Here is a 21,194-nt window from a genome sequence, read left to right on the forward strand (position 1 = left end):
GCCAGCGTTCGTCCTGAGCCAGGATCAAACTCTCCGTGAATGCTTCCCCGTGATCGGGGCGAACACATCACGAGAGCGGAACCAGGAAGAGGAATGGTCTCCCCGGTCCACAGCGTCCTCGCTGTGTGTATTTCAAAGGAACCTCGACCATCCCTGCGGATGGACGGGGTATCAACATATCTGGCGTTGACTTTTGGCACGCTGTTGAGTTCTCAAGGAACGGACGCTTCCTTCGTACTCACCCGCAGAACACTCTCTCGGGCTTTCCTCCGGGCGCTTCCCTTCGGTGTTTCCAACCCTACCAGATCCGATTTCCGTTCCGTTCCCGGTTCGGAATTCATTTCCAGTGGCCGTTGGAGGGCCTTTCGTCTTTCGACTTCCTCGACGCTATCAGAATCTCCTGCAGCCGAGCTAATCGGCTTCACGATCCGGATAGGGATTCGAGGGTGGCTCCACGGAAATGCCATTTCCGATGAGAGCGAGAGAGATTCTAGATGGTCGCACTCGAAGCTGTCCACTCCGAGGCAACCGTTTGAATCTACCTCCCCATGGGGCCCGTGTCAACGGGTCCGGTGGGCGAAGAGGAGACTAGCAGCTCACAGAAGGTGCTTGCACATCAGGCGGCCGTCGGTACCTCGGCGCTGCGTTCCGAGGCGTCGATGTCACCTGTCCCGCCTGCTCGGGCCGCGCGACCGCCGAGGACGTACACGTAGGCCAGGAACGCCAGCTCAGCGACGACTCCGATGGTGATCCGGGCCCAGGTAGGAAGGCCCGAAGGTGTCACGAAGCCCTCGATCACGCCCGAGACGAAGAGGACCAGTGCCAGGCCGACGGCCATGCCCATGGCGGCACGGCCCTGCTGGGCGAGGGCTGCCCGCCTGGACATCGGTCCCGGGTCGATGAGCGTCCAGCCGAGACGGAGGCCCGTGCCGGCGGCGACGAAGACGGCGGTGAGTTCGAGGAGCCCGTGCGGGAGAACGAGCCCGAGGAAGGTGTCGAGGCGCCCGGCCGATGACATCAGGCCGATGCCGATGCCGAGATTGGCCATGTTGAGGAAGAGGATCCAGAGCACCGGCACACAGAGGAACGCGCCGAATACCAGGCACATCGCGGCGGCCCACGCGTTGTTCGTCCAGACCTGGGCGGCGAACGAGGCCGCGGGATGGCTCGAGTAGTACGTCTCGTACTGCCCGCCGGGACGGGTGAGCTCGCGCAGCTGGTCGGGGGCGGCGATCGCCGCCTGGACCTCGGGGTGGGTTCCGATCCACCAGCCGATGACGGCGGCGAGGAGTGTCGAGAGGACTGCGGTGGGGATCCACCAGTGCCGGGAGCGGTAGACCGCGGCCGGGAAGCCGGCGGTCAGGAAACGGACCGCGTCCTTCCATGAGGCGCGCCGGGTCCCGGTGACAGCGGCGCGGGCGCGGGCCACGAGTTGGGTCAACCGGGCCGTGATCATGGGGTCCGGGGAACCGGACTGGATCAGTGAGAGATGGGTGGCGGTGCGCTGGTAGAGCGCGACGAGTTCGTCCGCCTCGGCGCCGGAGAGACCGCGCCCGCGCCGCAGGAGGTGGTCCAGGCGGTCCCACTCTGCCCGGTGGGTCATGACGAAGACGTCGAGGTCCATGGTCGGCTGCTGCTCCAGGCACTGGTCGGCCCGCCGCTGGGGCGGTGCTCACACGGTTCGTACAACTGCTCGTACTACTGCGGCGCGTTTGCGGGTCAGCTTGGCAGACTTGCGTACTGAGAGGTCGCGAAGGTCGGGGAACGCAGCGAGGGCAGTGGAGAGGGTGGGCGCCGTGAGCGGGGTTGTGACCGGGGATGCCGTCGTACTGGGGCTTCGTCCGGCAAGGTTGCCGAGCCGCGCGCTGGCGCTGGTGATCGATCTGGCGCTCTTGGTCGCCGCGTACCTCTTGATATCCGTGGGACTCGCGATGGCCACGGCGTCGCTGGACGAAGCGGCGCGGGCGGCGGTGTCGATCGCGTCGTTCGTCCTTGTTCTCGTCGGTGCGCCCATCGCCGTGGAGACGCTCAGTCACGGTCGCTCCCTGGGCAAGCTCGCCTGCGGCCTGCGAGTGGTCCGCGACGACGGGGGGCCGATCCGGTTCCGGCACGCGCTGGTGCGCGGGGCGATCGGGGTCGTGGAGATCCTGATGACCTTCGGAGCCATCGCCTGCACCGCCTCGCTGGTGTCGGCGCGCGGGCGGCGCGTCGGCGACGTGTTCGCCGGGACCCTGGTCGTCCGCGAGCGGGTGCCCGTCGCACGGTCCGCGTACGTGCCTCCGCCACCGCCCTGGCTTCTCGGGCGGTTCACGGAGCTCGACCTGTCCGGTGTGCCGGACGATCTGTGGCTCGCGGTGCGCCAGTACCTGACGCGGATGAACGAGTTGGACGCTGAGGTGGGCCGGTCGTTGGCCGAGCGGCTCGCCGTCGATCTGGCCGCGTGCACCGGTACGCCCGTCCCGGCGGGCGTGCCGGCGGGCGCGTTCCTGGCGGCCGTGGTGAACGAGCGGCAGACCCGGGACGCCCGGCGCGCGCATGCGGCGGCGGCCGGGAACCCCGTGGTACCGGTGAACCCCACGGCCCCGCACATGCACCGTGCCGCCGCGGGGCCGCACCCGGCGGGGCCGGTACCGACGGCCAACGCCCTGCGGGGGACGGTCCGCGGGCACGTGGCGGGTGCTGATTCGGTCCCCGCTTCCGCGGGCTCCGCGGTGCCGGGCGCCCCCTCCGGATCCGTCCCTGCTGCCGGGCCCGCTGCCGCTCCGTCGGCCTCCCCCGGGTCCGCCGGAGCCGGCAGCGGCGGTCAGGAAGCGAAGCCGGTCCGGGCGGCGACGGGGTTCGCGCCGCCCGCTTGAGGGCGGCTCGGAAGGACCGGCTGCGGCGTCCGGCTGCGGCGTGAGGAGGCTCCCGGGAGGACCGGCTCGGGGCCGCCCTCTCAGGACGCGGATCCGCCAGGGAAGCGGACCGCTCACGGAAACACGGAGGGTGGGGTCTCCAGGTCCTCGAGTTCGATGCCGGGCGCGGCGAGGACCACGTCGCCGGCGATGTGGACCGTGTGCTGCTCACCGGTGTCCAGGGCGCTGACCTGGTATTCGTCGACGGTCAGAAGGCCGTTGTCAGTGGTGTGCGCTTCACTCTTCACCAGGGCCCAGGACTGGTCGACGGTCAGGGGGGCGAGAACCGGGTCCGTGAAGGCGACGAGACGGACGCGCGTGGCGGGGGCACCGGGTGAGAGCCGGAGCAGTCGGGCCGTCGCCACGACGAACGCGGGGGAGGTTCCGGTGAAGGCGTGGGCGCGGACGTTTCCTTCGGTGGCGTGCGTGCCGGTGGGGTCGGTGCGCACCCAGGTGACACCGTCGATGGCAGCACCGCGGACCTGCCAGCCCCCGGCGTGGAGTTCGAGTCGGATGGGGCGTCCGAGCTCGTCGAGTGCCAGATCGACGGAGCCCGCGTGTTCTCCGGAGGGGGTGATCAGCTGGGAGACGTAGCGCCAGCCCGACGGGCCGGGTGCGCAGTGGAAGTGCTCTTCACCGAAGGGGGTGTGATCGTGCGGGTCATGGAGCGAATAGCGGCCGCGGGGCATGGGGGTGCCTGACATCTCCCGGAGTACGGGCAGGCCCCCGGCACGGGGGTGCGGGGGCCTGCCTGGTGCGCTGGTGCCACTGCCGGCGGGAGTGCCCTCCGGTTCGGTTGATCGGAGGGCCTGCCCGAGGCGGATCAGTAGCGGTAGTGGTCGGGCTTGAACGGGCCCTCGACCTCGACGCCGATGTACGCGGCCTGCTCGGGGCGGAGCGTCGTGAGCTTCACGCCGAGCGAGTCGAGGTGGAGGCGGGCGACCTTCTCGTCGAGGTGCTTGGGCAGCACGTAGACGTCGGTCGGGTACTCCTCCGGCTTGGTGAACAGCTCGATCTGCGCCAGGGTCTGGTCCGCGAAGGAGTTGGACATCACGAAGGAGGGGTGACCGGTTGCGTTGCCCAGGTTGAGCAGGCGCCCCTCGGACAGCACGATGATCACCTTGCCGTCCGGGAAGGTCCAGGTGTGGACCTGCGGCTTGACCTCGTCCTTGACGATTCCCGGCACCTGAGCCAGACCGGCCATGTCGATCTCGTTGTCGAAGTGACCGATGTTCCCGACGATCGCCTGGTGCTTCATCCTGGCCATGTCCGAGGCCATGATGATGTCCTTGTTGCCGGTCGTGGTGATGAAGATGTCGGCCTTGTCGACGACCTCGTCCAGCGTCGTGACCTGGTAGCCGTCCATGGCTGCCTGCAGGGCGCAGATCGGGTCGATCTCGGTGATGATCACACGGGCGCCCTGTCCGCGCAGGGACTCGGCGCAGCCCTTGCCGACGTCGCCGTAGCCGCAGACGACGGCGACCTTGCCGCCGATCAGCACGTCGGTGGCCCGGTTGATGCCGTCGACCAGCGAATGGCGGCAGCCGTACTTGTTGTCGAACTTCGACTTGGTGACGGCGTCGTTGACGTTGATCGCCGGGAAGAGGAGGGAGCCGTCGCGCTGCATCTCGTACAGGCGGTGGACGCCGGTCGTGGTCTCCTCCGTGACGCCGCGGATCTCCGACGCCAGCCGCGTCCACTTCTGCGGGTTCTCCGCGAGGGTGCGGTTCAGCAGACGGAGGATGTGGCCGTATTCCTCGCTGTCCGCGGTGGACGGGTCCGGGGCCTCGCCGGCCTTCTCGAACTCGACGCCCTTGTGGACGAGGAGGGTGGCGTCACCGCCGTCGTCGAGGATCATGTTCGGGCCGCCGGTGGGCGAGTCCGGCCAGGTCAGGGCCTGCTCAGTGCACCACCAGTACTCCTCCAGCGTCTCGCCCTTCCAGGCGAAGACCGGGATGCCCCGGGGGTTGTCCACCGTCCCGTCCGGGCCGACGGCGATGGCCGCGGCGGCGTGGTCCTGGGTGGAGAAGATGTTGCAGGACGCCCAGCGCACGTCGGCGCCGAGCGCGACCAGGGTCTCGATCAGGACGGCGGTCTGCACCGTCATGTGCAGGGAGCCGGTGATACGCGCACCGGCGAGCGGCTGCGATTCCGCGTACTCCTTGCGGATCGCCATCAGACCGGGCATCTCGTGCTCGGCGAGGGTGATCTCCTTGCGGCCGAAGTCGGCGAGGGAAAGGTCGGCGACCTTGAAGTCCTGACCGGTGGCGACAGTCGTCATTGCGAGCTGCTCCTCAGAGGGGTCGAGGGTGTTCGGGCGGGATGGCTCTGCGGTCGCTACGGCGAAAACGAACACGCGCACGAGCACACACGGGTGCCGCACGTGCGTGTCCGGACGCCGGGGACGTCCGCAGCGCAGTCCGTCGGAGGCCCTCTCTCCCTCGGCCGGTCCGCTCGGGACCGCCCGACCGCCATCAGCAGCGACGTCTGGCTCTGGTCACGAATCTACACCGATCGCCGTCGCGGCCCACAGCCCGCCCATGCCCGGTTTCCGGCCGGATTCCGGGGCGCGTGGCCATACGGAGGCGCGTGTTCCAAGACTTTTGGTCCCGCGGTCATGTGGTGCACCATGCTCGTCGCGGATCGGGAAGCCCGCGCGATCCGCACCCCCAGCGTGAGGAGATCTCGTGACCAGTCCGGGGAACGAGCAGCGGAGGACGAGGCTGCTCGCCGTGACCGCCTGCCCCACAGGCATCGCCCACACCTATATGGCCGCGGAGAAACTCGCGCAGGCCGCGGATGCTCTCGGCGTCGGGATGAAGGTGGAGACGCAGGGATCCATCGGGGCCGAAAACGTTCTCTCCGACAACGATGTCAGAGACGCGGACGCGATCATCGTCGCGGCCGACAAGGACGTGGACCTCAGCCGCTTCACCGGCAAGCGGGTGCTCAAGGTCGGCGTGGCCGAGGGCATCCGTCATCCCGAGAGGCTGATCGAGCGGGCGCGCACCGCGCCGGTTCACGGGGCCTCGGGTCCGGCGGCCGCCGGATCGTCCGACCCGCGCGACGGAGCCGAAGGCGGTGACCATGGCAGGGGCCGTGACCGTGGCGGAAAGGAGCGGAGTGCCGCGTACAAGGCGCTGATGAACGGCGTCTCGTACATGATCCCGTTCGTCGTGGTCGGCGGCCTGCTGATCGCGATGTCCCTCGCGCTCGGCGGCCATGCGACGCCGGAGGGCTATGCCATTGCGGAGGGCTCCTTCTGGGAGAGCGTGTTCAAGATCGGCGAGATCGGGTTCCGGTTGATGGTGCCGATCCTGTCCGGATACATCGCCTACGCCATCGCGGACCGTCCGGCACTCGTACCGGGCATGATCGGTGGCTGGATCGCGAACACCGGAGCGCTGTACGGCTCCGAGGCCGGCGCCGGGTTCATCGGAGCGATCGTGACCGGCTTCCTGGCCGGGTACCTGGTGCTGTGGATCAAGAAGGTCAAGGTCCCCGGATTCGCACAGCCGATCATGCCGATCATCGTGATCCCGATCGTGGCGACGTCGGCGCTCGGCCTGTTCTTCATCCACGTCATCGGCAAGCCGATCGCCTGGGTCTTCGAGCATCTGACCGGCTGGCTGAGCGAAATGACCGGCACCAGCGCGATCCTGCTGGGCGCGGTACTCGGCCTCATGATCGCGTTCGACATGGGCGGACCGGTCAACAAGACCGCGTTCCTCTTCGGCGCCGGGCTCATCGCGTCCGGCAACCAGACGGTCATGGGCATGTGCGCGGCGGCCATCCCGGTGATGCCCCTCGGGCAGGGCCTCGCCACGCTGATCCGGCGCAGCCTCTACTCCGAGCGGGAGCGCGAGACCGGTATGGCGGCACTGTTCATGGGCTTCTTCGGTATCTCGGAGGGAGCGATCCCGTTCGCGGCGGCACGACCCGCCCAGGTCATCCCCGCGAACATGCTCGGCGGTGCCGTCGCCGGTGCCCTGGCCGGACTCGCGGGCGTGCAGGACGCCGTGCCGCACGGCGGGCCGATCGTCGCGGTACTGGGCGCGGTGGAGGGCGTGCCGATGTTCTTCCTTGCGATCGTCGCCGGCACGGCCGTGACGGCGCTGACCACGAATGCGCTGATCGGCCTCAAGGAGCGGGGAGCGGAAGCGGTCGGCGGCACGGACGTCCGCATTCCGGCACAGGCCGGTGGGCAGGCGGACGCGCGGGGTACGGAAGGAGCGACGGTCCCGGCTCAGGCGCTCGCCGGGGCACCGGTCGGAGGCACCCGTACCGGAGGGACGTCGGCCGAAGGGGATCCGACGCGAGGGACACGCGCCGCCGGTGGTGCGGCGGAGGCCGCTGGTGCGGACACCGAGGACCCCGGTGCCTGCAGCGGAACCGCAATCGGGACCGGGACCGGAACCGGCACGGCGGAAGCGGCCGATGCCGGATCGGATTCCGGGGCCGGGGCAGGGCCTGACTCCGGGGCGCTGTCCGATCATCTGACCGCCCGGACCGTGAAGGTCGGGCTCGAGGCCACGGACAAGGACTCCGCCATCCGCGAGATGGCCGCGATGCTCGCGACGACGGGCAGGGTCACGGACGTCGAAGGGCTGGTGAGGGCCGCGCTCGCCCGAGAGGACCAGGGCACGACAGGTCTCGGGGAGGAGATCGCCGTCCCGCACGCGAAGACCGACGCGGTCACCGCCCCGGTCGTCGGCTTCGCGCGCTCGCCCGAGGGCGTGGAGTGGGGTTCGCCCGACGGCACGAAGGCTCGGCTGATCTTCATGATCGCGGTTCCGGAGGCGGCCGCGGGCGACGAGCACCTGCGAATCCTGTCGCTGTTGTCGCGCAAGCTGATGGACGCGGAGTTCCGTGGGCGGCTCCTCACGGCCCCGGACGAACCGGCCGTACTCCGGGTGCTCGCGGACATCGCGTAACCCGGGCTCGGACTCGATACCGGTACCGGTACCGGTCTCCGCTCGGGGCTCGGACTCGGGGATGGGGGCTCGGACTCGATACCGGTACCGGTCTCCGCTCGGGTAGCGGCGCCGGCGCGCCGGGTGCGTGTGACGACGAGCCCGGAGATCTCGCGGCCACGGGTTCGGGTGGCCGCCCGACGACGCTTTGCGGGGGCGGCCCGACCGCGGCCCTCCGAACAAGCGGGAGGGGGCCCGTACCGCGGGTCGTGGTACGGGCCCCCTCCCGTCGGTCGGCGGAGGCGTCGGCGGAGGCGTCGTCAGTGAGCCGGCTCCGGTCCGGGGCCGCCCGGGGACTTGGCCGGGTTCGCGCCCGCGGCCGCGGCCTCCTCGCTGTAGATGTCCGGCTCCAGATAGATGATGCGCGCGATCGGGACCGCGGTGCGGATGCGGTCCTCGGCGGCGTTGATCGCCGCTGCGACCTGTTCCGCCGTGTTGTCGTGACGGACCGCGATCTTGGCCGCCACCAGCAGCTCCTCGGGGCCGATGTGCAGCGTGCGCATGTGGATGATGCCGGTCACCGTGTCGCCGTCGACCGTCGCCGCCTTGATCTTCTCGACGTCCTCGATACCGGCCGCCTCACCGAGCAGCAGGGACTTCGTCTCGGCCGCGAGCACCAGTGCGATCAGGATGAGGAGGACACCGATGCAGAGGGTGCCGATGCCGTCCCACACGCCGTTGCCGGTGATCAGGGCGAGGCCCACACCGAACAGGGCCAGGACCAGACCGACGAGCGCGCCGAGGTCCTCGAGGAGGACTACCGGGAGCTCCGGGGCCTTGGCGTGGCGGACGAACTCCTTCCAGGAGCGCTTGCCCCGCAGGGGGTTGGACTCCTTGATGGCCGTCCGGAACGAGAAGGTCTCCGCGATGATCGCGAAGACGAGCACGCCGATCGGCCAGTACCAGTCCTCGATGGCGTGCGGGTGCGCGATCTTCTCGTAGCCCTCGTAGATCGCGAACATGCCGCCGACCGAGAAGAGCACGATCGAGACGAGGAAGGCGTAGATGTAGCGTTCGCGACCATAGCCGAAGGGGTGCTCCGGGGTGGCCGCGCGCTTGGCCTTCTTGCCGCCGAGGAGCAGCAGGCCCTGGTTGCCGGAGTCGGCGACCGAGTGGACGCTCTCCGCCAGCATCGACGAGGAGCCGCTGAAGAGGAACGCCACGAACTTGGCTACTGCGATCGCGAGGTTCGCGGCAAGGGCCGCGACGATCGCCTTGGTTCCGCCTGACGCGCTCATGGGTGCGTGGTGTCCCTTCGTTCCTGGGTTCCTGGGTCCCCGGGTTTCCGGGGTGGAGTTCCCGCGTTACGGCGGCACATTGTTGCAGCAGCCCCGGGGGACGCCGACTCAGACCGCCACGGTGGCCCGGAAGACCGTTCCCGTACCGGACAGTTCGACCTTTTCGCCCGCGGGAACGAACACCGACTCCCCTGCGGCGAGGAAGAGTTCCCCGGCTTTCGGCCGGCCGGCGGTCGCCAGCAGGATCTGCGGGGTGGGCAGTGTGAGGTCCACGGAAGCCGCGCCCTCCGGCCGTACGAAGCGGGAGAGCCGGAACTCGTCGATCGGGGTGTCGTACAACTCCTCGCCGGAGGGCGATGCCTCGGGCCTCAGGACGCCGGGGTCGCCCGCCTCGAAGCGCACGACGCGCAGCAGTTCGGGAACGTCGACGTGCTTCGGGGTCAGCCCGCAGCGCAGCACGTTGTCGGAGTTCGCCATGATCTCCACGGCGAGTCCGCCGAGGTAGGCGTGCGGGACACCGGCTCCGAGGAACAGCGCCTCTCCGGGCTGCAGCCGCACGTGGTTGAGGAGCATGGCCGCGATGACGCCCGGGTCGCCTGGGAAATGGTGCGCGATGGCGGCGAAGGGGGCATACGGCCCGCCGAGGCGTTCCGCCGCCGGCGCGGCCTCGGCGACGGTGTGGACCATCTCCTCCGGGTCGGCGGAGAGGACCGCGGTCAGGACCTCGCGCAGCGCGGCTTCCTCGGGGTGGGCGTGGAGGAGGTCCACGTACGGCTTCAGGGAGTCCACGTCGAGACCGGCGATGAAGTCGGCCGCCTCGACGGGCGGACGGAAGCCGCACAGGCCGTCGAACGGGGTGAGCGCGCAGACCAGCTCGGGCTTGTGGCTGTCGTCCTTGTAGTTGCGGTGGGGGGCGTCGAGGGGGATGCCGGCCCTCTCCTCCGCGGCGAAACCCTCCTGCGCCTGCGCGCGGTCCGGGTGCACCTGCAGGGACAGGGGCGCGCCTGCGGCGAGCAGCTTGAGCAGGAAGGGGAGCCGGGGGCCGAAGGCGTCGAGCGCGGGGCGGCCGAGCTCGCGCAACGGGTCGGCGCCGATGATGTCGTGCAGTGAGCCGCGGCCCGTCCGCGACGGGGCACCGGGGTGGGCGCCCATCCACATCTCCGCCTGTGGCTCGCCGGTCGGGGCGATGCCGAGGAGTTCCGGGATGAGCGTGGTGGATCCCCAGGCGTAGGGGCGCACGGTGTTGGAGAGGCGATCCATGAGGGGTGATCCTCGACTCGGTACGTGGCGGATGCGTGGCTGGTGCGTGTCTGCAGTGTGACCGGTGCGGTGTGCGTATGTGCGACCGGTGCGGTGTGCGTCAGCGTGACCGGTCGGTGCGCGTCCGGCCGGTCCTGGCGGTTTCGGCTCCGGGGTAGGGCCGCCGGGTCCGGGGACGGCCCTTGTCGGAGCGTCGGGTCCCGGGGGAAGCCGGCGGAAGGCCGGGTGCCGGGCCACCGGTCCGCGGGGCGCGTCGCCGGGTTCGCGGGGCCGGTCGATCCGGTAGCGGCACCGCCGGGCCGGCTGCGAGGTCAGGCGTGGCCGTTGCTCGCGAGGGCCAGATACCCGGCGGCGAAGTCCGTCACGGCGAGCAGCTCCGCGAGGGTCTCCAGCGCGCTGCCTTCCTCCGGCTCGAGTTCGCTGATGGCGGTGTCGTGGCTGAGCGCGAGCTCGCGCGCGGCCGGGGCCGCCGTGAAGCCGTTGTCCAGACTGTCCCGCAGGAGCAGGACCCGTGCCCTGACGGCCTGCGGCTCCTCGACGCGGTCGCGGAAGAAGTCGTCCGGGTCCGCACCGGCCGCGAAGTCGCCCGCGAGGAGCATGCCGTGGGCCGGTAGCGCCTCGGGCAGCTCGGCGGCGATGGCGGGCCGGCCGGCGAGCTCGGCCAGTACGGCGGCGAACCGGCGGCCGACGGGCCCCGCCGCGCCCTCCGTCCAGATCAGCGGGAGGGTGTCCGCGAGCTCGGCCGCGAGGGTCTTGGCGGGGTTGCTGTACGTGGCGATCGCGGGTCCGCAGCGTTCGGCGATGCGGTCGAGGCGGTCGGCCACGCTCTGCATCACCTCGGGGTCGGCGGAGATCAGGCCGACTCGGTCGAGGAGCGCGAGGAGCGGGGTGAACAGGGCCCAGAAGGCGCCGGGGCTCGCCGCGCTCCGGGTCTCCTCGTACAGCTCGTACGGCGCCGTCGCCATCGGCACGACGAGGCCGTGGACACCGTCTACGGCCTCGGACAGCGGCGAGCGCTGCGGGGCGACGGCGACGACGGTGCAGCCGCGCCGGTACGCCTGCTCGGCGAGCAGGGCGAGTCCCGGCTCGCTGCCGTCGGTCGTGGCGATGAGCAGCAGGTCGACGGAGCCTGCCCAGCCCGGGAGCCCCCAGCGCAGGGCGCCGGCCGCCGGGGCGACGCCGGTGGGGTGGAGGCGGGTGACCGGCGCGGTGGGTCCGGCCAGCTCGGCGAGGAGGTCGGCGACGCCCGTCGCCGCGGTACCGGCGCCGGCGATCAGGACGGCCCGCGGGCGGCCCTCCGGGGTCAGCTCGGCGATGCCCGCCTCGGCGGCGTGCCGGGCGGCGGTACGTACACGCGCCCCCGCCTCCGCGGCGCCGCGGAGCAGACCGCGGCGGTCGGCGCGGGCGAGGGCTTCCGGGGCGTCGAGGAGTGACTCGTCGAGCATGGGGGTGTGCCTCCGATTCGCCGAACAGCCGGACAGGTGGGGGGCTTGACGCCTACGCGGGGCGGCGGGCCTCGTCCACGAGGAGTACGGGGATGCCGTCCCGGACGGGGTACGCCAGGCCGCAGTCCTTGCCGGTGCAGATCAGCTCGGGGGTTTCGGCGGCCGTCGCGTCGTCGAGCGGAGCGTGGCAGGCCGGACAGGCGAGGATCTCCAGAAGGCCGGCTTCGAGCGGCATGTGGATCGTCCTTTCGAACATGCGGATTGGGCCACGTCAGCCTACCGCCGGGGGGCGGCGGGCGCGGCTCGGCGTGCGGGGGCGGCGGGCGGGGCGGAGGCACGCCCACCACGCGCGGTGCGGCCGCGGCTGCGACGCGCTCGGCGGTCCGCTGCGGTGGGCCGGGGCGGCGGGCCGGCGGAGGACGGCCGGGTCCGCCGGTCGGCGGAGACCGACCGGGACGACCGGCCCACCGAGACCCACCAGGTGCTCCCCTCCTCCGGTCCGCCGGTCCGCCGGTCGCCGGTCCGCCGAGTGCGACCGGGCCGGCGGGACGAGGAGGGGCGTTGGAGCGGTCGCGGGCCGTGCCTCCGCGGTGCGGGAGGCGGCGCGGACGGATGTGTGGTCCACCGGCCGACGACCTGCGCGCCCACGCCCACCCCCGGCTCCCGCCCGCCGCGGGCCCCAGGTTCTCCGGACCGGCCTCAGCCGTTCCGCACCAACGCCAGGACCTCGTCCCGCAGGGCCGACATCGTGGCCTCGTCACGGGCCTCGACGTTGAGGCGGAGCAGGGGCTCGGTGTTGGAGGGGCGGAGGTTGAACCACCAGTCGGCGGTGGAGACCGTGAGCCCGTCGAGGGTGTCGAACGTGACGCCCTCGCGCGACGCGAAGGCGTCGCGGACGGCGGCCGTGCGGCCCGCCTGGTCCTCGACCGTGGAGTTGATCTCGCCGGAGGCGGCGTAGCGGTCGTAGCGGCCCACCAGGTCGGACAGCGGACCGTCGTGGGTCCCGAGGGCCGCCAGGACATGCAGGGCGGCGAGCATGCCGGTGTCGGCGTTCCAGAAGTCGCGGAAGTAGTAGTGCGCGGAGTGCTCGCCGCCGAAGATCGCGCCGCTGCGGGCCATCTCCTCCTTGATGAAGGAGTGCCCGACGCGTGTGCGGACCGGTGTGCCGCCCTGTTCGCGCACGACCTCCGGCACGGACCACGAGGTGATCAGGTTGTGGATGACGACGCCGCCGCCGTGCCTGGCCAGCTCCCGGGCCGCGACCAGGGCCGTGATCGCCGACGGGGAGACCCCTTCGCCGCGCTCGTCGACGACGAAGCAGCGGTCGGCGTCGCCGTCGAAGGCGAGGCCGATGTCCGCGCCCTCCGCGCGCACCCGCTGCTGGAGGTCCACGAGGTTCTTGGGGTCGAGGGGGTTGGCCTCGTGGTTCGGGAACGTCCCGTCCAGTTCGAAGTACATCGGGACGAGCTCGACCGGCAGGGACGCGAAGACCTTCGGAACGGTGTGGCCGCCCATACCGTTGCCCGCGTCCACGACCACCTTCAGCGGGCGGATCGTCGCAAGGTCCACGAGGGAGAGCAGGTGGGAGGCGTAGTCGTCCAGGGTGTCGCGCTCGGAGACCGTTCCCGGGGCGGCCGCGGGGGCGGGGGCGCCGGACGCGCGCCAGGACTCGACGAGCTCTCGGATCTCCGTCAGGCCCGTGTCCTGACCCACCGGGGTCGCGCCCGCGCGGCACATCTTGATGCCGTTGTACTGGGCGGGGTTGTGGGACGCCGTGAACATCGCGCCCGGCAGCACGAGCTGACCGGAGGCCGAGTACAACTGGTCCGTCGAGCAGAGACCGATCATGGTGACGTCGGCGCCGCGGGCGGCGGCACCCCGGGCGAAGGCGGCGGAGAGGCCGGGCGACGAGGGCCGCATGTCGTGACCGACGACGACGGCGTCCGCACCGGTGACCTGGACGAAGGCGGACCCGAACAGCTCGGCCAGCGACTCGTCCCACTGGTCCGGCACCACCCCGCGCACGTCGTACGCCTTCACGATCTGTGACAGATCAGCAGCAGAGGATGCAGCCACGGCCCAACCTTCCCGAATTCCCTGTGGTCGCATCAAACTACCCGCCGGAGCGTGAGCAGCCGGGGCCAGGCCCGAAATTCGCGACGGACCGGCGCGGACGCCGGGCCGGACGGGGCGGCCGGGGCCGGACGGGGTGGCCGGGGCCGGACGGGGTGGCCGGGGCCGGTGGCCATCGGACGGGAGACCTGCGGCCGGGGCACCTGCCGCGGGAAGGTCTGCACGCGGGAGACTGCGCCCGGGAGACCTGCGGCGCGGAGACGGAGTCCGGAGAGCGCGGTCGGGGAGCCGGGGACCACCCGGCCGGAGCGTCGGGGCAGCCAGTGGCAGGCGAGCCGGCAACCACGCGGGCCAACCGCGGCATCCGGGCATCCGGGCATCCGAAGGGAGGAAACGCCCTCTTCAGGAGTCGGGCGAACGCAGCACCCGGAGGTGCCCCCGGCGCGCGACCTCCATCGGGTCGGACCTGCGGACTCCCGAGCCCCCGCCCGCCTGGGCAGCACGCTCCTGCGGTCGGGCCGCCTCCCTGACCGCGTTCGCCAGGGCCTCGAGATCGTCGCCACTGGGCCTGGCCGGGCCGGAGGCGTCGGAGAGCCGGACGACCTCCCAGCCGCGCGGCGCGGTGAGCCGTTCGCTGTGCTCGGCGCACAGGTCGTAGCAGTGGGGCTCGGCATAGGTGGCGAGGGGGCCGAGGACCGCGGTCGAATCGGCATAGACGTACGTCAGTGTCGCGACGGCAGGACGGCCGCACGCAGTGCGCGAACAGCGACGTACAGGGCTCACGACGTTGGACGGTACCGCACTCTTGAGCGGGCCGCGACGACTCTCCGCCACGTCACTCCACCGTGTCGCCTTGTGACGTCCTGCGCGGCCGCGTTCCGGCCGACTGGACTGACCTGCGCGGGAGGAACGGCGAGCGATCCGGGACCCCATGAGATCCGGTCACTATTGCATATGAATTGCGTCATTCAAGGCGAGTATGACGATCGGGGATGGGTGTCGAATCGAGCCCAACCTTGGCCTGAATGTTCAACAAGCGACAAGCGGATGCCGCCCACCCAGGGCGCCCCGGGCAGGCGGCGCCAGGGGCGCCAGGGATACGTCCGGCGGGGACCGTCGAAACCTTCACGCCTCCGGGTGGTGCCCCGTCACCCACGAGGGCGATGACCCCCGGTTCGACAGGGGCACGGCCTCGCTGCGGCAGCGCCCGGGAGAGCTACCCTGCGTCAGTGATGGACAGTCCCGTACCGCCCCGCCCCACCGAGCCCAGGCCGCGACGCCGCGACCGTCACGGCCGGGGGATGCGCGGGCCCGTCGCCCCGCCGCAGGTGCCGCTCTCCGTCAGCCGGGCCGAGTCCTTCCGCGATCTCGTCCAGGACTCGGTGGAACGGCTGGAGCGGCGCTGGCCCCAGCTGGCCGAGGTGGATTTCCTGGTGCTGGACGTACCGGGGTCGCTGGACGAGAGCGTGCCGCTGGGCCGCTCGGTGCCGGCGGGGAAGGGCGGTCCGGCGAGGATCGTGGTCTACCGGCGTCCGGTCGAGATCCGCACGAAGAACCGGGACGAGCGGGCGCTGCTGGTGCACGAGGTGGTCGTGGAGCAGGTGGCGGACCTGCTGGGCCTCGCGCCGGAGTCGGTCGACCCTCGCTACGGCCAGGACTAGCCGAGGGCTGTGCAGGCACGGCCGAGGCGGCGGTCGCATCCACTGCCTCGCCCGTTGCGACCCGTGGTGCGCCCGGCGCGCCGCTCTCCTCCCGCCCACTCGGCGCTCGGCTCCCTGCCCCCGTCCCGGTGGGCGGGAGCCGCATCCGACGCCCACCGGGCCCCGGGGAGCCGGGGTCCGTCAGTCGTCGAGGACGGAGAGGTCCTGCTCCGCCGCCGGGACCGCGACCAGACCGCGGTCGTCCGGCAGGGTCTGCACGGTGAACATCTGGATGCCGTCCTGCGGGAGCAGCAGCGTGCGGGCCGCGTGCACCGGCCCGCCGGACTCCGGCTCCACGGTCAACGCGTAGGAGCCCTTCAGCCCCGCCGGGACGGGCGGACTGACCGCCAGGGTCGTACCGCCCTTGACCGTGTACGTCTTGACGGCCCGGGACCCGCCCTCGGTGCCGGCCGAGGCCGTCACCTTGACCCGGGCGGTCGCGCCGGGCGCGGTGAGGGAGAGCACCGAGCCCTTGGCCCGGTTGTCGGCGGCGGTGGCCCGCTCCGCGACCGGCGCGGTCGCCGGGATGTAGGCGATCTCCTGCTTGTCGCCCTTGCCCCGGGTGACCTCCAGGGCCGCCACCACCCGCGTCGCCGGGGCGCCCTCGGCCGGAGCCAGCAGGATCGAGCCCGCCTCACCCTTGGTGACGTCCTTCATGTCGAGCGAGGCCGTCATCCCGGACTTCACCCGCAGGCTCTCCGCGCCGGCGGGGTTGATCGTGCCGGTCGCGCTCGCGAGGCGCACCTTCAGTTCCGCGTCGTCGTCACCGGGCGCGAACGCGACCAGCCGCACGGAGGTCGCGTCCGCCGGGACGCCCGGCAGCACCAGCGTGGCGGCCGGGTCGGCGGACGCCGGCAGCCAGTCGCTGCCGGTCTCGTCCCCGGCGCCCCGCACCGCCGCGCCGACGCGGCCGGTGCGCGTCGTGACGTGCACCGTCACGTCCTCGGCGGGATCGGTCGTCAGGGTGGAGAGCAGGACCGGGACGCTCGCCCCCGCGGGGACCTGGATGCCGTCGCTCAACTGGGACTTGAGGGCGCCGTCCTTGCCGTAGAGCTCGATGTCCACGAGGGCGCCGGAGTCGTCCGGATTGGTGAGGTGTACGTAGTCCTGCCGGTCCTCGGCGAGGTTCGCGCCCGGGAACCAGAGATCCGTGTCGGGGGCGGTGCAGTGGACTCCGAGCACTCCGCGGCCACTGCCGGCGCTGACGGTGGTCGTCTGCTGGGTGGTCCAGCCAGGGGCGAGACCGCCGGTGGCGGTGCCGACGAGCGCGGGGGCCGCGCTGCCGCTCGCCTTGGCACCGACGGGTTTCCCGGGCTGCTCGAGCTTGACGAGGGGCTTGTCGGACGGGGGATTCTTCGCGCTTCCGGCGCTCTCCTCCTCGCCCGCGTCACCCGCCTCGTCCTTCTTCTCCCCGCCGGCCTTGCCCGCGTCGTCGGCCGGGCCCCTCAATGTCGCGACGGAGGGCTTGAGTTCGGCCACTGCGCCCGAGGCTGCGGAGCTGCCGCCGCTGCCGGGCCCCGGAGTGAAGGACGTGTACACCGTCTCGGCGATGTCCGACGTCGCCGGGGCCGGGCAGAGCAGGCTGGAGCGCTCCACCGGCAGCCGGGCCGGAGCCGTCGCCTCGGTCGCCGCCCCGCCGTCGGGCGCGTTGAGCGCGGCGAATCCGGTCACGGCGGCGAGGGACGTCACGGCCGCGAGGAGCGAGAGGGTCGTGCGGTTCACTGGTTGCTGCTCCCGTCGGGACGCTGCTCGTTCTCGTGGCCGTAAGGGCCGTACGGACCCGCTTCCGGGCCGGGGTCCGTCCCGTACCCGCCGTACTGCTGCGAGTCGTGCTGCAGCGGGTCGTACTGCTGGGGGTCGTACTGGTGGGGGGCCTGGCCGCCGTACCGGGGGTCGTACTGCTGCGGCTCGTACGGCCCCGGCGGGTACTGCCCGGGCTCGTACTGCTGTCCCTGGGGGGCGTCGTACTGCTGGGCCTCCGGGTACGCGTACTGCTGCCCGGCGGCGTCCTGGTACTGGCCCGGGTACGGGTCGGCGTACCCGCCGTTCCCGTACGAGCCGTAGCCGGTGGCGGCGGGGGTGCCCTCGTCCGCGTAGACCGGCTCGTCCCACTCGGCGCCGTACCGCGGCTGCCGGGGCACGGCCGCGTACGGCTCCGGGGCTCCGGCCTCCGGCTGCGGGCCCGCCGCGGAATCCGGCTCCTCCTCGGCGGCGGCCACCTCGGCCTGCGCCGCGCGGAGCCTGCGGGCCCGGCGGCCCTCGCCCTCGACGGGCTGGGCCGGGATCTCGGCCTCCTCCTCGGGCAGGTCGTCGTCGATCTCGCGGCGCCGGCCGGGCAGCGCCAGCACGACCAGGACGAGGGCGAGCGCACCCTGTGTCCAGATCCAGGCGGTGTGGGTGAGCGGGGTCGCATAGGTGAGGTCGACCCGCCCGCCCTCGGCGGGCAGTTCGAAGCCCTGGGCCCAGCCGTCCACGGTGGTGCTATCCAGCGGACGGCCGTCGAGGGTGGCCTGCCAGCCGTCGTCGGCGCGGTCCGCGATGCGCAGCACCCGGCCGCCCGGGCCCTTGGGGACGTCCGTGTGGACCTCGACAGGTCCGGAGGCCACCGGCAGCGGCTCGGCCCCGCCGCTGACGATGACCGCGCGGGCGATCTGGCTGTCCACCCGCCACAGCGCGCTGCCGTCGAGCTGACTGAGCCGGGAGAGGCCGGGGGTGGCGTCGAGGACGCGGCTCATCTGGCGCGGCGCGCCGTCGCGGACCAGGACGTACCGGATGGCGAAGCCGCTGAGCTGACTGGTCTGGTCGGCGCCGGAGCCGGCGACGAGGTTGGCGACGACCTTGTCGAGGCGGGGGTCGCTGCCGGCGGCCTCGCTGAGCTCGGCGTCGCCGAGGCGCCCGCCGGAGCCGCGGACCAGCGTGTACGACACCTTCGCCGGCGACGAGCCGCCGAGGACGAGCGTGCGGGGCTGGTCGCGGGTGCCGCTCTCCTCGGCGACGAAGGCGGGGACCTGCACCGGGTCGCGGCGCTCCAGGGGGCCCGCGGCGCCGCTGATCATCCAGTTGACCGCGGCGAACAGCGGGGCGGCCGCGGCGGCGAGGGCGACGAGCGCGGCCACGGGCTGACGCCAGCCGAAGCTCTGGGCGGCGACGCGCTCGCGGGCGCCCTCCGCGCCGACGACCGCGGCGGCGATCAGGGCGATGCCGTAGACGAGGGTGGCGGGGCCGGCCCAGCCCGAGCCGTTGGCCAGGGCCGCGAAGACCAGCGCGGCGACCGCGACGGCCCAGGCGGTGCGGATCGCCGACTGCCGCTCGGTGCGCAGCAGCGCGGCGAGGGCGGCGAGCACCACGCCGATGAGGAGCAGCCCGCCGACCGTTTTGGGACCGCCGGGGCTGATGCCGAGCAGGTCGAGCGGGGAGGCCGCGCCGGTGCCGAACTCCAGTCCCGCCTCTCGCAGGAAGCGGGACGGGTCGGTCAACAGCGAGAACGACCAGGGAGCGAGCACCAGCAGCGGGGTACCGGACACGACGAGGAAGCGCAGCCCGTAGGCGGTGATGTCACCGCGGCGCAGCACGAGGGCGGCCAGGCCGAGGACGACGGCGAGCGGCCAGACGACCGGGGTGAAGGCCGTCGCGAACGTCAGCAGCAGCGCGTACGCCCAGGTGGCCCGCCAACTGCCGCGCGCACCGTCGGTGCGGGCCAGTCCGTGGGCAGCGACCGCGGCCCGGGCGATCAGCGGGAGCACGACGGCGAGGACGGCGGTGCCGAGCCGCCCGGTGGCGAGTGCGCCGGTGGCGGCGGGCAGGAACGCGTACGCGACGCTCGCCCAGGCCCTCAGCAGCCGGGACTCGATCAGCGGACGGGAGGCGAAGTACGCCGTGACGCCCGCCAGTGGAACCGAGCAGACGAGCAGCAGGGTGAGCGCGAAGCCGGTGGAGCCGAGGAAGAGGCCGGAGAGGACGCTCAGGATCGCGAGGTACGGCGGTGCCGTCTGGGTCCCGCCGGTGCCGAGCGGGTGCCAGGCGTCGGCGTAGCGGCCCCACAGTTCGGACAGTTCGCCGGGCGCGGGCAGCAGGGCACCGCCCGCGAGCGCGCCGCCGCCGAGAAGGCCGCGGCAGGCCACGAGGGAGACGACCAGCAGCACCGCGAAGAGGACCGGTCCCGGCTTGCGGGCCACCTTCTTGAGCCGGGCGAACTGCTCGACCTCCAGGAAGTCGGCCTCGTCTCCGCCCGGACCGGACTCGACGGCTCCGTGCCGTGAGCCCCCGGAATCGGAGTCGCGGCCGCTGCCGAGGCTGCCTGCGACCTGTTCGAGGGTGGCGCGGACGGTGGCCCCTGGTGGCGGGAAGAGCGGTCGCAGTTCGCCCGGGTCGACGAGGGGCTTGCCGCGCCTGCGGCGGGCGGCGAGGATCCGCTCGGGACGCAGCAGGGTGCCGAGGAGGCCCATGACCTCGTCGACCGCCTGGCCCGGCACCTTGCCCACGAGATAGGCGAGGGTGCGCAGCAGGGTGCCGAGGACGAGGCGGAGCAGGACGAAGGGGAGCGCCCTGCCACGGGCGTTGACGAGCAGGGTGTAGACGGCGCCCGCCTTGTCGACGCGGTGCGGGCTGGCGACGGAGCGGCCCGCGCAGTCGACGGTGCGGCGCTCGCGGGCGGCGGCCTCGGCGTGCCGCAGCACGGCTCCGGGGGCGACGGACACGCTGTGGCCCGCGGCGTGGGCGCGCCAGCAGAAGTCCACGTCGTCGCGCATCAGGGGCAGCCGCCGGTCGAAGCCGCCGAGTTCCTCCCAGACGTCGCGGCGCACGAGCATGCCCGCGGAGGAGACGGAGAGCACGGAGCGGACCTGGTCGTGCTGGCCCTGGTCCTGCTCCCGGCGGTCGAGCCCGGTCCAGCGGCGGCCGCTGTTGGCGATGGAGACGCCGGCCTCGAGGAGCTGCTTGCGGTCGTACCAGCCGCGCAGCTTGGGGCCGATGACCGCCGCGTGTTCGTCGGAGTCGGCGACGCGGAGGAGTTCGGCGAGGGCGTCGGGGGCGGGTGCGCAGTCGTCGTGCAGCAGCCAGAGCCACTGGACCGGTTCGCCGTGCGGCAGCTCCGGCATGTCGTACGCCTCGTCGCGCCAGGTCCTGGTCACCGGGTCCCAGCCGCTGGGCCGCTTCAGATAGGGCAGGTCGTCCGGGGTGAGCACCGGCGCGGTGCGGGCCGCCTCGTCGACGGCGGTGCCGAACCCGGTGCGGCGGGCGAGGTGCAGGACCCGGTCGGCGCCCAGCGCCTCGGTGACCAGCCGTGCCGAGTCGTCGGCGCTGCCGGTGTCGGCGGCGACGACGTTCTGTACGGGGCGCTCCTGACCGAGCAGCCCGGCGAGCGCGTCGGGCAGCCACCGGGCACCGTCGTGGGAGACGAGTACGGCGGTGACGACGTGCCGCGGAAACTCGGGCGGGGTGGCGGGAACGAGCCCCGCCGAGGTGGCGGGGACAAACTCCGCAGGGGTGGCGGACATTGAGGTACGGGCCCTCCGGCCGGTTCGCCTCCGTGAGGGGGCGCTGGAGCGTCTGGGACGGGGCCCCACACTAACGTTCCGGGGGAGCGCCGTGGCGCGGGCTGTCCGGACGGGTG

The 21,194-nt window shown here is 72.4% G+C and carries 14 protein-coding genes; 3 read left to right on the plus strand and 11 right to left on the minus strand.

What is annotated here, in order from left to right; translation table 11 throughout:
* Positions 1-616: 616 nt before the first annotated feature.
* Entirely contained in the window at positions 617-1,624 is a 1,008-nt protein-coding gene (locus AB0J10_RS00005; protein ID WP_363056074.1) for a stage II sporulation protein M, read from the minus strand.
* Between the two features lie 172 nt (positions 1,625-1,796).
* On the opposite strand from AB0J10_RS00005, the gene AB0J10_RS00010 reads away from it, so the two are divergent.
* On the plus strand, positions 1,797-2,855 hold the full coding sequence (locus AB0J10_RS00010) for an RDD family protein (protein ID WP_363056076.1): 1,059 nt from the start codon (positions 1,797-1,799) through the stop codon (positions 2,853-2,855).
* 113 nt (positions 2,856-2,968) lie between these two features.
* On the opposite strand, the gene AB0J10_RS00015 is transcribed toward AB0J10_RS00010, so the two are convergent.
* Together AB0J10_RS00015 and ahcY are read right to left on the minus strand one after the other, a co-directional pair.
* A complete protein-coding gene (locus tag AB0J10_RS00015) occupies positions 2,969-3,583 on the minus strand; it encodes a hypothetical protein (protein WP_363056796.1) in 615 nt (204 codons plus the stop codon).
* Positions 3,584-3,717: 134 nt separating this feature from the next.
* Positions 3,718-5,175 carry an adenosylhomocysteinase gene (ahcY, locus tag AB0J10_RS00020; protein WP_363056078.1) on the minus strand — a complete coding sequence of 486 codons (1,458 nt, stop codon included), beginning with the start codon at positions 5,173-5,175 and terminating at the stop codon, positions 3,718-3,720.
* 406 nt (positions 5,176-5,581) lie between these two features.
* Here ahcY and AB0J10_RS00025 point away from each other — a divergent pair, with 406 nt between their 5' ends.
* The gene (locus AB0J10_RS00025) at positions 5,582-7,828 is read left to right on the plus strand and encodes a fructose-specific PTS transporter subunit EIIC (protein ID WP_363056080.1); all 2,247 of its coding nucleotides are present in this window, start codon (positions 5,582-5,584) and stop codon (positions 7,826-7,828) included.
* A 299-nt stretch (positions 7,829-8,127) separates the two neighbouring features.
* On the opposite strand, the gene AB0J10_RS00030 is transcribed toward AB0J10_RS00025, so the two are convergent.
* The 6 genes from AB0J10_RS00030 to AB0J10_RS00055 form a co-directional block, all read right to left on the minus strand.
* Positions 8,128-9,105, minus strand: a complete 978-nt coding sequence (locus tag AB0J10_RS00030; RefSeq protein ID WP_363056082.1) for a cation diffusion facilitator family transporter — start codon at positions 9,103-9,105, stop codon at positions 8,128-8,130.
* 108 nt (positions 9,106-9,213) lie between these two features.
* Complete coding sequence (manA, locus tag AB0J10_RS00035) at positions 9,214-10,365, minus strand: mannose-6-phosphate isomerase, class I (protein ID WP_363056084.1); 1,152 nt, start codon at positions 10,363-10,365, stop codon at positions 9,214-9,216.
* A 311-nt stretch (positions 10,366-10,676) separates the two neighbouring features.
* The gene (locus AB0J10_RS00040) at positions 10,677-11,810 is read right to left on the minus strand and encodes an SIS domain-containing protein (protein WP_363056086.1); all 1,134 of its coding nucleotides are present in this window, start codon (positions 11,808-11,810) and stop codon (positions 10,677-10,679) included.
* A gap of 52 nt (positions 11,811-11,862) precedes the next feature.
* Entirely contained in the window at positions 11,863-12,045 is a 183-nt protein-coding gene (locus tag AB0J10_RS00045) for a Trm112 family protein (RefSeq protein WP_138054901.1), read from the minus strand.
* A gap of 464 nt (positions 12,046-12,509) precedes the next feature.
* Positions 12,510-13,919 carry a phosphomannomutase/phosphoglucomutase gene (locus AB0J10_RS00050; RefSeq protein ID WP_363056089.1) on the minus strand — a complete coding sequence of 470 codons (1,410 nt, stop codon included), beginning with the start codon at positions 13,917-13,919 and terminating at the stop codon, positions 12,510-12,512.
* Between the two features lie 366 nt (positions 13,920-14,285).
* The gene (locus AB0J10_RS00055; RefSeq protein WP_363056091.1) at positions 14,286-14,717 is read right to left on the minus strand and encodes a DUF3499 domain-containing protein; all 432 of its coding nucleotides are present in this window, start codon (positions 14,715-14,717) and stop codon (positions 14,286-14,288) included.
* A gap of 398 nt (positions 14,718-15,115) precedes the next feature.
* Between AB0J10_RS00055 and AB0J10_RS00060 the strand changes: the two genes are divergently transcribed.
* Positions 15,116-15,544 (plus strand): metallopeptidase family protein, encoded by a 429-nt coding sequence (locus AB0J10_RS00060; RefSeq protein WP_363056798.1) that lies wholly within the window; start codon positions 15,116-15,118, stop codon positions 15,542-15,544.
* A 180-nt stretch (positions 15,545-15,724) separates the two neighbouring features.
* Here the strand turns inward: AB0J10_RS00060 and AB0J10_RS00065 are convergent, their stop codons facing one another.
* Both AB0J10_RS00065 and AB0J10_RS00070 read right to left on the minus strand, forming a co-directional pair.
* Entirely contained in the window at positions 15,725-17,305 is a 1,581-nt protein-coding gene (locus tag AB0J10_RS00065; RefSeq protein ID WP_363056093.1) for a DUF5719 family protein, read from the minus strand.
* Positions 17,302-21,078 (minus strand): glycosyltransferase, encoded by a 3,777-nt coding sequence (locus AB0J10_RS00070; RefSeq protein WP_363056095.1) that lies wholly within the window; start codon positions 21,076-21,078, stop codon positions 17,302-17,304. Before AB0J10_RS00070 ends, AB0J10_RS00065 begins: the two co-directional genes overlap by 4 nt.
* Positions 21,079-21,194: the final 116 nt, after the last annotated feature.

This window comes from Streptomyces sp. NPDC049887, from assembly GCF_040656535.1.
GTDB lineage: Bacteria > Actinomycetota > Actinomycetes > Streptomycetales > Streptomycetaceae > Streptomyces.

Bases quoted from the DNA above. Each gene is read 5' to 3' on its own strand.
- AB0J10_RS00005 (WP_363056074.1), bottom strand. From the start codon at position 1,624: ATGGACCTCGACGTCTTCGTCATGACCCACCGGGCAGAGTGGGACCGC.
- AB0J10_RS00015 (WP_363056796.1), bottom strand. From the start codon at position 3,583: ATGCCCCGCGGCCGCTATTCGCTCCATGACCCGCACGATCACACCCCC.
- ahcY (WP_363056078.1), bottom strand. From the start codon at position 5,175: ATGACGACTGTCGCCACCGGTCAGGACTTCAAGGTCGCCGACCTTTCC.
- AB0J10_RS00030 (WP_363056082.1), bottom strand. From the start codon at position 9,105: ATGAGCGCGTCAGGCGGAACCAAGGCGATCGTCGCGGCCCTTGCCGCG.
- manA (WP_363056084.1), bottom strand. From the start codon at position 10,365: ATGGATCGCCTCTCCAACACCGTGCGCCCCTACGCCTGGGGATCCACC.
- AB0J10_RS00040 (WP_363056086.1), bottom strand. From the start codon at position 11,810: ATGCTCGACGAGTCACTCCTCGACGCCCCGGAAGCCCTCGCCCGCGCC.
- AB0J10_RS00045 (WP_138054901.1), bottom strand. From the start codon at position 12,045: ATGCCGCTCGAAGCCGGCCTTCTGGAGATCCTCGCCTGTCCGGCCTGC.
- AB0J10_RS00050 (WP_363056089.1), bottom strand. From the start codon at position 13,919: ATGCGACCACAGGGAATTCGGGAAGGTTGGGCCGTGGCTGCATCCTCT.
- AB0J10_RS00060 (WP_363056798.1), top strand. From the start codon at position 15,116: ATGGACAGTCCCGTACCGCCCCGCCCCACCGAGCCCAGGCCGCGACGC.
- AB0J10_RS00070 (WP_363056095.1), bottom strand. From the start codon at position 21,078: ATGTCCGCCACCCCTGCGGAGTTTGTCCCCGCCACCTCGGCGGGGCTC.